We start from the raw sequence: 12,660 nt of genomic DNA, 5'->3' as shown, positions 1-12,660 counted from the left end.
CTGAAGAAGGTCACTCACAGAATGATCACTTCCCGCACACCAAATGCACGCAAGCACCTATTCTGAATCGCATACCGAAACTGTGTCACACGCCACAGTGTGACGACGCGACCATAGGAAACCCCTCCATCAAACTTGCCGACAGTTAGCTGTCAGCTCGACAGGAGAAAGGGGGCGTCATGACCGTCAGCCTCGTGTTGATCGTGGCGGGATTCATCCTTCTGGCAATCGTGATCACAAGTTTCATGCTGCCCGGCAATGCGGACGCCACCCGGCATCCGGACCCGAACAACGACATCAGCAGCGGCGATCAGTAGCCGATATCGCATGCGACTCCACGGCTTTCGATGAGGGCGGCCAGGCCGTCGAGGACTCGCGCCAGGCCGAATTCGTAGGCGTGGTCGGCGCTATACGCGGAGTCGTGCGCCTGACCGGCGACCGCCCCGACGCGGGCGGCCAGCGGATAGCGCTCGGCGTCGAAGACCTGGGCCAGCAGCGGAGCGGCGCGTTCCCACCACTGCTGGTCGGACATCGCGCTGTCGGCGGCGGCGCGCTCGGTATCGATGGCAATGCGGGCGACCGAGGTGACGAAGCCGAGGACGAAGGTGAGCGCCGCGTCCATATCGAGGTCATCGAGGCCGAGGCCGTCGAAGGCGCGCAGTTCGTGCTCGTATTTGGCGGCAACGCCGGGCCCGAGCGGCGGACGCGTGGTCGGCAGATAGGCGACCCACGGGTGGCGGATCAGCATGGCACGGTTCTCGGAGGCGATTGTCGCGACCCGATCGCGCCAGGGCAGTTCGCTCAGAGCGGCGCGTGACATCTCCCGGTAGACCGCATCCAGCATGAGGTCCACCAGTTCGACCTTGCCCGGTACGTAGGTGTAGGTGGCCATCGGAGTCAGGCCGAGTTCGGTGGCCACAGCGCGCATGGTGAGCGCGCCGATCCCCTGCGCATCCGCGATCTCGATCGCCGCCGCGACCACGGCATCCACACTGCTGCGCTGCTTCGGTCCGCGCTGCCGCTGCGACGCACCGGGCACGCGCCACAGCAATTCCAAGGTGCGCACGGGATCACCCGCACTACTGCGGTCCCGTGACTGCTCGGCCACGCCACCTCCTCGCCTCGCGGGCCACCCCCGCCGATACCTCTCGAGCCGATCGTATCGGGGTGATCCACGTCATAGTGCAGCCGCCGGGGAACTACCGTACAAAGTACAGTGTACTTAGTACAGAGTTTACGGCCGGCTCCAGAGGAGGACCCTTTGAACATCACCGCTTCCGCAATCTCCCTCAATGTCGCCGATCCGCAGGCCTCGGCCGAATTCGCCATCGACCATCTCGGCTTCACCGAGCAGAACTCGGCCGACGGCTTCATCGCCATCGCCCGCCCCGATGCCGGTTTCAGCCTCTGCTACCTGCGCACCGGCCTGGACAGCTTCAAACCGAAGAACAAAGCGGGCAGCGCAGGCGAGGGCCTACTGGTCGCCTTCGTCGTAGACGACATCGATGCCGAATACGACCGCCTCCAGCACGCAGGCGTCCCGATCGTCACCCCGATCGAAACCGAACCCTGGGGCGAACGCTACTTCCAGATCACCGACCCGAACGGCATCATTCTGCAATTGGTGCAATGGCTTTAGCCGCCGGGCCGATACCCAGGTCGCAGACCTCTGCATAGCTCGCCACAAGCGCGAACACGGCGCACAAAGCCAGTGCGGGCAACTAATTCCGACACGTACCGGAATTGCATGCCAAGTACGTGAACACGGCAGGCATCGGCTGTAATGCCAACCCATTCCGTTGACGCACAACGGGCTTGCACACCGTATCGGCGGCGCGGATAGCGCGACCGCGAAATACGGTGTGCAAGCCCGGGGCTCAGCTCGGATGACGAGGTGCGGTCAGGCGAGGGCGGCGCGGAAGATTTCGATGGCGGGGGTGGCGGGGCGGCCGATCAGCTTCTGAAGGTCGCCCGAGTCGACATCGAGGATGCCGCCGCCGATTCCGGCATCCGCGTCGGCGAGTGCCGCGGCGTAGGGGGCGGGGAGTCCGGCCTGTTCGAGTGCGGCGTGGTAGTCCTCCTTGGACAGGTTCTCGTAGCGCACCGGCTTGCCCGATGCCTGCGAAATCACCTCGGCGAGATCGGCATAGGTGAGGCGCTCATCGCCACCGAGCTCGTAGACGCGGCCCTCGTGGCCATCGGTGGTCAGCACCTTGGCGGCCGCCTCGGCGTAGTCGGCGCGCGCCGCGCCAGCGACACGGCCATCGCCCGCGGCCCCGTGCAGCACCCCGGTCTCGACGGCGTTGCCGAGTCCGCCGAAGTAGTTCTCCCAGTACCAGCCATTGCGCAGGATCGTATGCGGGACAGCGGATTCCGCGAGCACGGCCTCGGTGCCGATGTGCTCCTGCGCCAGAATCAGCGGGTTCTCGGTGGCGCGCGGAATGCTGGTGTAGGCGAGCAGTTTCACACCCGCCCGCTCCGCAGCGCGAATCACATTGGCGTGCTGGGCAACTCGCGCACCGAACTCATTACCGGAGACGAGCAGCACCCGGTCGACGCCAGCGAGCGCGCGGTCGAGCGCCTCAGGGTCGTCGTAGGCGGCTTGGCGGACCTCGACACCCCGCTCGGCCAGATCGGCGACCTTCTGCGGATCACGCACGATCGCGACCACCGGCGTGGTGCCCTCACGCAAAAGCGCCTCCACGACGAGACGACCCAACTGCCCACCGGCTGCGGTTACGGCGACGGTCATGACTACCTCCCAAGGTATGTACGGTTCATCAAGTACTAACTAATAGTAAGCACTATGCATTCCGTAGACACTTTGGTCAAGTTAGGTACTATCGATTCCATGACTGCTCAGCGCCCGCCGTCGGCGAATACCGATGACCCGACGCTGGAAGCCGACGTCTTCGCCCGAAACTGCACGTCACGACCAGTGTTGCAGAATGTGGCCAGCCGCTGGGGCACCCTCGCCCTGGTCGCGCTGCGCGAGGGGCCGTACCGATTCAGCGCCCTGCGCCGCCGCGTCGACGGCGTCAGCGAACGCATGCTCTCCCAGACCCTGCAGGCCCTGGAACGCGACGGCCTGGTGCATCGCGAAGTCCACGAAACCATCCCGCCCCGAGTGGAATACACCCTCACCGACCTCGGCGCCGAGGTCGCCGAACGCCTGGAAAGCCTAATCGTGGTCCTGGAAACAAATATGTCCCGAGTCCGCGCAGCCCAGGCCGCCTACCACCGCGACTGACGGCCCGTCCCGCATCCCAGCCCACGCCCGCCGAGCTACGGCTGTCGCATAGACACGAGGCATCGCGCACAGGCAGCAACCTGTGCGAACTAGCCAATGCCTATGCGACAGATGGCTTTCCGGTCCTGCAAACGATGGGCAGTGCTCATGATTTCTCAACTGGGTAATGGTGCGCGCCGCGCTGCTCTTTCTGATCGGCGGGATTTTGCCGGCAGTCGGCTCACTCCTATGGACCCGCTTCGTCGGCCGCGGCCTACTCGAACGATTGGTTACCTGGGTAACCCGAGCACCCGCCACCCCGCGCCGGGCACCACTCCACGCCCGCAACCGGTGGCCTGACCCGCCCCCAGCCGTGCCACCCACCGCTCAGCGCAAACCATCGGTCCGTAACTGGACAGCCAAGCTGTCGCATAGGCAGTGGTCAGTTCGCATACCTTGCACAACCTGTGCGCGATGCCCGATACCTATGCGACAGCGACAGGTCGGCAGCAACCAGCGGCGTGTAGCTGACGCCGTGGGCGGCCAGCGCGGGCTGAGTCAGCGCGCGATGGCGGCGCGCCGGGCATCGCGGCCGACGACGACCGCGCAGGCGAGACAGCGTGTGCGTTACCAAGTTCACCAGCCCCGCCGTCGTCCGTCGCAGGGCGGCCGCACCGCACCGCACCGCACCGCACCGCACCGCACCGCACCGCACCGCACCGCACCGCACCGCACCGCACCGCACCGCACCGCACCGCACCGAGGCCGATAGATACGGGTGAAGTGAGGGCAGCGCAAATCGAAAGGCGGCCGGGGCGCGTGGGAAGGTCGGGCGGCGGCGCTCCGTTGAGGTGGGTATGGAACTTTCCTCTGCGCTCGACTTCGCTCGCGCCCACCGCCGGTCGGTGCTGACCACGATTCGCCGCAATGGGCGGCCGCAGCTGTCCAATGTGCTGCACGTCATCGGGGACGATGGGATCGTTCGCATCTCCATCACCGCCGATCGGGCGAAATATCACAACCTGGTGCGTGACCCGTGGGCCGCGATCCATGTGACCCGCGATGATTTCTGGGCGTACGCCGTCCTCGAGGGGAGCGTCGAGGTGACTCCCGTCGCCGCCGCTCCCGACGATGCCACCGTCGACGAGCTCGTCGCCTACTACCGCGCGGCCTCCGGCGAGCATCCCGATTGGACCGAATACCGCGAGGCGATGGTCAAGGACCGCCGCGCACTGGTCCGCATCACCCCGACCCACGCGTACGGAATGCTCTGATCGGCGACGGTGCGCATCGGAATCGGCCGCATCGTCCCCGGGCGGAATCCGCAGATATGGCGTAGCAGTTCGGCCGCCTTCGTCCACGCAACACCCATGCGCTGAATCCACGCGATCCCACAGAATTCCGACAGGACAGGCCGATCCCGCGCCTAATGGCCGATCAGATTCGAAATAGTGACGAAACTGTACCCCCTGGAACGCAATTCGCTGACGATCCGCGGTATCGCAGCCATCGACGCCGCCCCCTGATCGCTCCAGACATGCAGCAGCACAATGGAGCCCGGCCGCACCTTCGCTACCGTTTCCGCGACGATCTCATCGGTGCTCGCCACCTTGCCGGAGTCGGGCTCCACATCCCAGGTCACGGTGGTCCGATCATGGTCCGACAGATACTTCGGCAATGCCCACAGCTTCTTGCCGAACGGCGGACGGAAGGTGATCGGCCCCTGATAGCCGGTTTTGGCGATCTCGGCATCCGTGCGTTCCAGCTCGTCCCGAACGCTGTCGGCCGAGACGAACACCATCCGCTGATGGGTATAGCTGTGGTTGCCGAGTTCGTGCCCAGCCTGCGCGATAGCACGTCCGGCCTCCGGCCGCGCGGCCAGATTCTCGCCGATCAGATAGAACGTTGCCGGAATCTGGGCGTCTGCAAGGACTTTCAAGACTTCGGGGTACGGCGCCGACGGCCCGTCATCGATGGTCAGCGCAACCACCTTGTCATTGGTATCGACGCGGTGCACGATGCGGCCCGCGAGTTGGTAGGTCCGCGAATTCATCAGGTAGTAGGTGCCGACCCCGAGCAGCACCACGACGGCAACGAACAGCGCACCAGCGATCAGCAACCTACGCAGCATCAATCCGTGTATACCAGACGGCCTTCGGCGACGGCGGGCACGAAAAACGGTGGCGCCCGGCCCTTCCGGACCGAACGCCACCGCCTCGTCGAATGATCAGAAGTTGATCATGTGGCCAGCGAGGCCGTGGAACGCTTCCTGCAGCGCTTCGCTCAACGTCGGGTGGGTGTGGACGTTGCGGATCAGCTCGTTGACGGTCAGGTCCCACTTCTGGGCCAGGGTCATCTCCGGCAGCAGTTCGGAGACGTCCGGACCGATGAGGTGGCCGCCGAGCAGTTCGCCGTACTTGGCGTCGGCGACGAGCTTGACGAAACCGGTCGGATCGCCGAGGCCGTGCGCCTTGCCGTTGGCGGTGAACGGGAAGGTGGCGACCTTCACGTCATAGCCCTCGTCGCGGGCCTGCTGCTCGGTGAGGCCGAAGCTGGCGACCTGCGGCTGGCAGAAGGTGGCACGCGGCATCATCCGGTAGTCGCCGAGGGTCACCGTCGGCGCACCGGCGATGGTCTCCGCGGCCACGACACCCTGGGCCTCCGCGACGTGGGCGAGCTGCAGCTTCCCGGTCACGTCACCGATGGAGTAGATGTGCGGCACATTGGTGCGCATGTTGTCGTCGATGACGATGGCGCCGCGCTCGAGCGCGACACCGGTGTTCTCCAGGCCGTAGCCCTCGACCCGGGGCGCGAAGCCGACGGCCTGCAGCACCTTGTCGACGGTCACCGTCTCCAGATTGCCGGTCTTGTTGTCCTTGATCGACACGGTGACCTTGGAGCCGTCGTCGTCGATCGACTGCACGGCCGCACCGGTGGTGATGGTGATGCCGAGCTTCTTGTACTGCTTGGTGATCTCCTTGGAGACGTCGGCGTCCTCGTTCGGCAGCGCGCGATCGAGGAACTCCACGATGCGCACGTCGACGCCGTAGTTCTTCAGGACGTAGCCGAACTCCATGCCGATCGCGCCGGCACCGACGATGAGGATCGAACCGGGCAGGTCGCGGGTGAGGATCTGCTCCTCGTAGGTCACCACGTTCGCGCTGAGCGAGGTACCCGGCAGCAGCTTGGTGACGGTGCCGGTGGCGATGATGACATTCGAGAAGGTGATCGTCTCGGTGCCGCCGCTGGACAGCGCGACCGAGAGGGTGTTCGCGTCGGTGAAGGTGCCCTTACCGTCGAACTCGTCGATCTTGTTCTTCTTCATCAGGAAGTGGACGCCCTTGACCCGGCCGTCGGCGACCTTGCGGCTGCGGTCGAACGCGACGCCGAAGTCGAAGCTCACATCGCCCGAGATGCCGAAGGTCTTGGCTTCCTTGGTGAAGATGTGCGCCAGTTCCGCATTGCGCAGCAGCGCCTTGGAAGGGATGCAGCCCACATTGAGGCAGACACCACCCCAATACTTCTGCTCGACGATCGCGGTACGGAGGCCAAGTTGTGCCGCGCGGATGGCGGCGACATAACCGCCAGGACCGGCACCGAGAACGACAACGTCGTAATGGGAAGTCACGTCGTCGAGCCTAACTCCGTCGCGCACACTTCACCCACCTTCCCCCCGCAACTATGAGACGTGCGCCACATGGTGCAGCAACTTTCCGGTGCGCAGGCGGATACACAGGCGCTACGACATCCTGGCTGCCCGGTTCGCCACAGTGTGGCGGTGAACAAAATCCGCTCGCACCACCAGCAGGTTCGATAGCTAATGACTATCAACTCTGGCGCACGCCGGTCGCTGTTCACGGCACATCACCGGGGACGGCCCATGAACATTATTTACTCGACGCCGCACACTGCTGGTCATCCGCGATCAACCCCCTCGCCGGCGCCGATCGAGCGGGGCGGACCGGCGTCGGCGCAGCCAACACTCGTCGACGCATCGCACAGTCCTCGGCACGACGGACGGACGGGCGACGACGTAGACCACCCACCACGGCACCGGCCAACAGCACGTCCAGCGAGCGCGATCGGATCCGCTCCACCCCAGTTCCGACCGTCGCGGACGGCCAGAAGCATGCCGCTAGTCCCGCCAGACCTCCCGTGCAATCCGGGCGAAGTTGCCACCGAAGACCGCCGCCCGATCGGCCGCGCTGAATCCACGATCGGCGAGTGCCGCATCCAACCCGGGCAACTCGTTCAGCCCCAATAGATCCTCCGGCGGAACCCATTGCAGCGGCCCCCATTTCGTATACGCGTCGGAAAACGCGCCCGGATCCTGCATGAGCATGTCATTGAAATCCTCGGCGTCGAACGAGTAATCGGACCCGACGCCGATATGTTCGATGCCGACGAGTTCGACACCGTATTCGATATGCGCGGCCATGGCCCGCACCCGCGCGGCACGGCCATCGATCGCATTCTGCCCCAGGAAGATTCCCACGCCATTGATACCGATGACCCCACCGGTCGCCGCGCAGGCCAGCGCCTGCGCATCGGTGATATTGCGCGGATGATCCCACAATGCGGCGAAATTCGAATGGCTGTAGATCATCGGGACCGCGGTGCACGCGGCCAGATCCAGTCCGGTCCGAGGCGAGCAGTGCGAACCGTCGACGAATACACCGACCTCGTTCTGCTTGCGCACCAAGTCGCGACCGTAGGCGGTCAGCCCGGTGTCGTCGGTGTCCAGGCAACCGCAACCGGCCGCATTGGCGTGGTTGTAGGTCGGCAGCAGTGAGCGAACACCCAACTCGTAGAACATCTCGACGTTATCCAGATCGCCGCCGAGCGGCCCCGAATCCTCCAGATCGAAGGCCAGCGCAATGGCGTCGGCCGCACCGATATCGGCGAATCGCTCGACCAGTCGGAAACGACCGTCGCCCAGCGCATCCCGACGGAACTTGTGCACTAATGCCAGCGAATCCTCGGTCGACTGCCGCGAATATCCCACGTTCACCGATAAATACGATCCGAGCGGATACCGTGCAAGGTCCGCGATCCGCGCCGAATGCAGTAGCGGCAGGCAGCAGTGCTGCTCCCAGAGAAACTGTGGCAAACCGGCCACCTCCCGGTCGGATCGGTCTCGGAGCAGCGATCCTACTGAGCCGACCGGTAGGTACGACACCCTGGGCCCGATGGCGGGCAACCCGTAACAACATGCCCGATATGCCCGATTTAGCGAGTGATATCTCACCTTCCGAGGACCCTCGGCAACAATGTGGACATGACGGGCGTTGAGCTAACTGTGACCGATCCCTACCTGTGGCTCGAAGAAGTAACCGATGAACGGGCCCTCGACTTCGCCCGCGCGCACAACGACGTGGTCGTCGAGCGTTTTGCCAGTTCCGATCGGTTCACCGAACTCGAGCGCCGCATCCTCGACATGCTCGATACCGATACCAAGATCGCCTACCCGGGCCGCCGCGGCCGGTGGCTCTACAACTTCTGGCGCGATGCCGAGCATCCGCGCGGGTTGTGGCGGCGCACCACCTTCGCCGAATACGCCAAGGAGTCGCCGGACTGGGATGTGCTGATCGACCTGGACGCGCTCGGCACCGCGGAGCACGAGAACTGGGTATGGGGCGGCGCCGCGGTGCTGCGCCCGGAGCAGTCGCGCGCGCTGATCAGCCTGTCTCGCGGCGGCGCCGATGCCAAGGTGGTGCGCGAATTCGATATCGAAACAAGGGAGTTCATCGATCCGGCGGACGGCGGTTATTTCCTGCCCGAGGCGAAATCCGAGATCCGCTGGATCGATATCGACTCGGTCTATGTCGGTACCGATTTCGGTCCCGGCTCGCTCACCGATTCCGGATATCCGCGCATCGCCAAGCGCTGGCGGCGCGGCACCCCGCTCACCGAGGCGGAGACGGTATTCGAGGGTGAGTCCGGCGATGTCGCGGTCTCCGCGGGCTACGACCGGACACCGGGCTACGAACGGCATTTCGTCGGCCGCGCCACCGACTTCTTCAACGAAGAGGTATACCTGCTCGAAGACGACGGCAGCCTGCGGCATCTCGACGTGCCGACCGATGCCAGCGAATCCTGGTACAAGGATTGGTTCCTGGTGCGCCTGAAGTCGCCGTGGACGATCGCCGACACCACCTACCCCGCCGGTGCGCTACTGGCCATCGACTTCGAGAAGTTCCTCTCCGGCGCAAGGGAATTCGAGATGGTCTTCACCCCGGACGCGCACACCTCGCTGCACGGCTACGGCTGGACCGAGAACCATCTGCTGCTCATCACCCTGGAGGATGTGCAGACCAAGCTCTACGTCCTCACCCCCGGTTCGGACGGGTGGCACCGGGAACCGCTGGCCGACACCCCACCGATGGCGACCACCAGCGTAATGAATCTGGATCCGCTCGAGGGCGGCGACGAATTCATGCTGACCACAAGCGGATTCACCACTCCGGCCACCCTGCTGGCCAGCGCGGTCGGCGGCCGGACCGAACAACTCAAACAGGAACCGGGCTTCTTCGACGCCGATGGCGTCGAGACCGAGCAGTTCTTCGCCCGGTCCGATGACGGAACCATGGTGCCGTACTTCGTGATCCGGCACCGCGATCGCAAGGGCACCCCCGGCCCGACGGTGATGTCGGGCTACGGCGGCTTCGAGGTCTCGCGCACCCCCGCCTACAGCGGGGCCTCCGGGATGGGCTGGCTGGAACGCGGCGGCACCTGGGTGATGACCAATATCCGCGGCGGCGGCGAATACGGCCCGCAGTGGCATACCTCGGTGCAGAAGGCCAACCGGCACAAGGTCTATGAGGACTTCTCCTCGATCGCCAAGGATCTGGTGGCCCGCGGCATCACCACCCCGGAACAGCTCGGCGCGGTGGGCGGCAGCAATGGCGGCCTGCTCATGGGCGTCATGCTGACCCGCTACCCGGAACTGTTCGGCGCCATCGTCTGCCAGGTCCCGCTGCTCGATATGCAGCGCTACCACCTGCTGCTGGCCGGTGCCTCGTGGACGGCCGAATACGGCGATCCGGATAAGCCCGAAGAGTGGGAGTACATCAGCAAGTACTCGCCATACCAGAACGTCCGCGCGGACGGGTCCTACCCGCCGATCCTGCTGACCACCTCCACCCGCGACGACCGGGTGCACCCTGGTCACGCCCGCAAGATGGCCGCACTGCTCGAGGAACAGGGCCACACCGTCTGGTACCACGAGAACATCGAGGGCGGCCACGGCGGCGCGGCCGACAATAAACAGTCCGCATTCCAGGCCGGACTCATCTACGAGTTCTTCACCCAGATGCTGATGGAGCGGTCCGCCTGAGCCATACCCCGGCCCGGTGCAGCGTGCACCGGGCCGATTTTTGCACCATTGTCTACAACGTAGACTTGATCTACGTTGTAGACATGACGAGCGAAACCGCCGTACGAATCGTCGAGACCACCGGCGCGCGACTGCATACCGAATCGGCCGGAACCGGACCAGTCCTGGTCCTCATCCCCGGCGGCGGCGGTGACGCCGGAATGTACGAGGCGGTCGTGCCCCTACTGGCCGACCGCTATCGCGTCATCACCTTCGACCGGCGCGGCAACTCGCGCAGCCCGTTCACCGATCCGCACGCCGCGATCGATATCGCGACACAGGCGGCCGATGTCATCGCGATCCTCGACGCGTACGCCATCGACCGCGCCCATATCTTCGGCAGCAGTGGCGCGGCGATCATCACGCTGGAACTGCTCGCCGCGCACGCCGACCGGCTCAACGACGCGGTCGTGCACGAAGCACCGCTCGTCCAGTTGCTGCCCGAGGCGAGTCCAGCGCGTTCGGAGCTCGCCGAGATCGGCAGGCTCGCGATCGAGAAGAGCCCGCTGCGCGCCTTCGCCGCATTCGGCGTGCTGACGATGCCGAATGTGCCACGGGTATTGCGGTCGAGGTTCGGACAGACCTTGATGGCGGGCGGAACTCGGGTTTCATTGACGATCGGCGCCGCGCTGCGGCGGATTACCCGAACTCGGCCCTCGACCATGACCCGCCAGCTGAACAATGCCGACCTGCTGCTCGTCCGCGAACTACCCGCCTTCTGCTTCGACTATCAGCCGGACCTGGCCGCGCTCCAGAAGGTCGAGGTGCCATGGCGGCTCGGCACCGGACGCGAGAGCGTCGGCAAGCCGTACTATTTCGCCACCCGCGCACTGGCTGGCGAACTCGGCCGGGACTGTGTGGAATTCCCGGGTGGGCATGTGCCCTACCAGTTGCGGCCGGAGGAATTCGTCGATCGGCTGCTCGAACTGTTCGACGAAATGGGCGAAGGGACCTCGCGATGAGCCGACCAGCTGGGCGCAGGCAGCCGACACCGAGCACCCGGACCGCACTGAACCGCGATTACATCGCCGCGGTGGCGTTGACCGTCATCGATACCGCGGGGCTCGACGGCTTCACCATGCGGAAATTGGGGGCCGCGCTCGGCGCGGACCCGATGGCGGCCTATCGGCACTTCACCGATCAGCAGGAGCTGTTCGACGGCATCGCCGAGGCGATGTTCGGCGAGCTGGAAATGGAAACGCTACCGTGGCAGGCCGATTGGCCGGAGTTGATGAGCGTCTATGCGCATCGGCTGCGTTCCACGTTGCGGCGGCATCCGAATGCGGTGCCGATCTTCGCCACCCGACCGGTCCGCAGCGCCGCCGCGATCGAGACCGGAAATTGGATGCTGGAACGCCTGCAGGGCGTCGGCTTCACGCCCGCCGTTGCCCTGCAGTTCGCCCGCTGCCTACGCGAATACGTGGTCGGGCACATCCTGAGCCATACGGTGGCCGCCGTCGCGGCACAGCGCAGCCGCAAGCCCGCGCCCGACGCACCGAACTACAACACCCTCGCCGCGGCCGCCGATGCCGCCGCGGACAGTGATCACTTCGAGATCGGCCTCACCGCGATGCTCGACGGATTCGGCAAGCATCTCGGCGAAAAGACGAGCCACGCTCAGGAAGTCCCGTTCGACCGGGTGAGTACCACGACCGGGATCTCCCAGGACACCTTGGCCTGAAAATCGGCCAGGAACGGCGAGGCCACCAACTGACGCTCCCAAAGCTGTTGCCGCTCCGCACCTTCGGCAGCCGAAGCGATCACGGGCCACGACTCGTTCCCGAACTCGACGATGGCTTCGGGATGCGCGACCAGATTGTGGTACCACCCCGGACGGTTCTCCCGCCCGCCATTGGCGGCGAACACCACCACCCGCTCACCGTCGCGCTGATAGGCCAGCGGCCAGGTGAATACCGCGCCGGTGCGCGCACCGGTCGTGGTCAGCAGCAGCAGGGGTATGTTCGCGAACTGCCCGCCGACCACCCCCGCATTGGCGCGGAACTCCGCGACGATCTCCCGATTCAATTGCCGCCGTTGCTCATTCGACACGACCCCA

The 12,660-nt window shown here is 65.2% G+C and carries 14 protein-coding genes; 8 read left to right on the top strand and 6 right to left on the bottom strand.

The window, feature by feature from the left end; genetic code table 11:
* Nucleotides 1–179 precede the first annotated feature (179 nt).
* Entirely contained in the window at nucleotides 180–317 is a 138-nt protein-coding gene (locus ACQP2D_RS03800; protein WP_433682338.1) for a hypothetical protein, read from the top strand.
* Here the strand turns inward: ACQP2D_RS03800 and ACQP2D_RS03795 are convergent.
* Nucleotides 311–1,108 (bottom strand): TetR/AcrR family transcriptional regulator C-terminal domain-containing protein, encoded by a 798-nt coding sequence (locus ACQP2D_RS03795; RefSeq protein WP_433682337.1) that lies wholly within the window; start codon nucleotides 1,106–1,108, stop codon nucleotides 311–313. The two genes, ACQP2D_RS03800 and ACQP2D_RS03795, sit on opposite strands and share 7 nt — an antisense overlap.
* A 153-nt stretch (nucleotides 1,109–1,261) precedes the next feature.
* On the opposite strand from ACQP2D_RS03795, the gene ACQP2D_RS03790 reads away from it, so the two are divergent.
* Nucleotides 1,262–1,639, top strand: a complete 378-nt coding sequence (locus tag ACQP2D_RS03790; protein ID WP_433682336.1) for a VOC family protein — start codon at nucleotides 1,262–1,264, stop codon at nucleotides 1,637–1,639.
* A gap of 261 nt (nucleotides 1,640–1,900) precedes the next feature.
* Here the strand turns inward: ACQP2D_RS03790 and ACQP2D_RS03785 are convergent, their stop codons facing one another.
* Nucleotides 1,901–2,752, bottom strand: coding sequence for an SDR family oxidoreductase (locus tag ACQP2D_RS03785; RefSeq protein ID WP_433682335.1), 852 nt, complete (start codon nucleotides 2,750–2,752; stop codon nucleotides 1,901–1,903).
* A gap of 99 nt (nucleotides 2,753–2,851) precedes the next feature.
* Between ACQP2D_RS03785 and ACQP2D_RS03780 the strand changes: the two genes are divergently transcribed.
* The 3 genes from ACQP2D_RS03780 to ACQP2D_RS03770 all read left to right on the top strand — a co-directional run bounded on the left by ACQP2D_RS03780 (nucleotide 2,852) and on the right by ACQP2D_RS03770 (nucleotide 4,503).
* Nucleotides 2,852–3,250 (top strand): winged helix-turn-helix transcriptional regulator, encoded by a 399-nt coding sequence (locus tag ACQP2D_RS03780; RefSeq protein ID WP_433682334.1) that lies wholly within the window; start codon nucleotides 2,852–2,854, stop codon nucleotides 3,248–3,250.
* 599 nt (nucleotides 3,251–3,849) lie between these two features.
* Entirely contained in the window at nucleotides 3,850–4,011 is a 162-nt protein-coding gene (locus ACQP2D_RS03775; protein WP_433682333.1) for a hypothetical protein, read from the top strand.
* Between the two features lie 75 nt (nucleotides 4,012–4,086).
* Entirely contained in the window at nucleotides 4,087–4,503 is a 417-nt protein-coding gene (locus ACQP2D_RS03770; RefSeq protein ID WP_433682332.1) for a PPOX class F420-dependent oxidoreductase, read from the top strand.
* Nucleotides 4,504–4,655: 152 nt separating this feature from the next.
* On the opposite strand, the gene ACQP2D_RS03765 is transcribed toward ACQP2D_RS03770, so the two are convergent.
* The 3 genes from ACQP2D_RS03765 to ACQP2D_RS03755 all read right to left on the bottom strand — a co-directional run bounded on the left by ACQP2D_RS03765 (nucleotide 4,656) and on the right by ACQP2D_RS03755 (nucleotide 8,339).
* The gene (locus tag ACQP2D_RS03765) at nucleotides 4,656–5,360 is read right to left on the bottom strand and encodes a polysaccharide deacetylase family protein (protein ID WP_433682331.1); all 705 of its coding nucleotides are present in this window, start codon (nucleotides 5,358–5,360) and stop codon (nucleotides 4,656–4,658) included.
* 96 nt (nucleotides 5,361–5,456) lie between these two features.
* Nucleotides 5,457–6,857, bottom strand: a complete 1,401-nt coding sequence (gene lpdA / locus ACQP2D_RS03760; RefSeq protein ID WP_433682330.1) for a dihydrolipoyl dehydrogenase — start codon at nucleotides 6,855–6,857, stop codon at nucleotides 5,457–5,459.
* Nucleotides 6,858–7,364: 507 nt separating this feature from the next.
* On the bottom strand, nucleotides 7,365–8,339 hold the full coding sequence (locus ACQP2D_RS03755) for a dipeptidase (RefSeq protein ID WP_433682329.1): 975 nt from the start codon (nucleotides 8,337–8,339) through the stop codon (nucleotides 7,365–7,367).
* 168 nt (nucleotides 8,340–8,507) lie between these two features.
* Between ACQP2D_RS03755 and ACQP2D_RS03750 the strand changes: the two genes are divergently transcribed.
* From ACQP2D_RS03750 to ACQP2D_RS03740, 3 genes are all read left to right on the top strand, one after another.
* Nucleotides 8,508–10,565 (top strand): prolyl oligopeptidase family serine peptidase, encoded by a 2,058-nt coding sequence (locus ACQP2D_RS03750; RefSeq protein WP_433682328.1) that lies wholly within the window; start codon nucleotides 8,508–8,510, stop codon nucleotides 10,563–10,565.
* Between the two features lie 83 nt (nucleotides 10,566–10,648).
* Nucleotides 10,649–11,566 carry an alpha/beta fold hydrolase gene (locus ACQP2D_RS03745; RefSeq protein WP_433682327.1) on the top strand — a complete coding sequence of 306 codons (918 nt, stop codon included), beginning with the start codon at nucleotides 10,649–10,651 and terminating at the stop codon, nucleotides 11,564–11,566.
* Nucleotides 11,563–12,285: a TetR/AcrR family transcriptional regulator gene (locus tag ACQP2D_RS03740; RefSeq protein WP_433682326.1), complete on the top strand. Its 723-nt coding sequence runs from the start codon at nucleotides 11,563–11,565 to the stop codon at nucleotides 12,283–12,285. Before ACQP2D_RS03745 ends, ACQP2D_RS03740 begins: the two co-directional genes overlap by 4 nt.
* On the opposite strand, the gene ACQP2D_RS03735 is transcribed toward ACQP2D_RS03740, so the two are convergent.
* Complete coding sequence (locus ACQP2D_RS03735; RefSeq protein ID WP_433682325.1) at nucleotides 12,222–12,653, bottom strand: nitroreductase family deazaflavin-dependent oxidoreductase; 432 nt, start codon at nucleotides 12,651–12,653, stop codon at nucleotides 12,222–12,224. The genes ACQP2D_RS03740 and ACQP2D_RS03735 overlap by 64 nt on opposite strands.
* Nucleotides 12,654–12,660: the final 7 nt, after the last annotated feature.

Origin of the sequence: Nocardia sp. CA-119907, from assembly GCF_050955995.1 — a bacterium.
Taxonomy (GTDB): Bacteria; Actinomycetota; Actinomycetes; order Mycobacteriales; family Mycobacteriaceae; genus Nocardia.
This window is presented reverse-complemented; position numbering and strand designations above follow the sequence as displayed.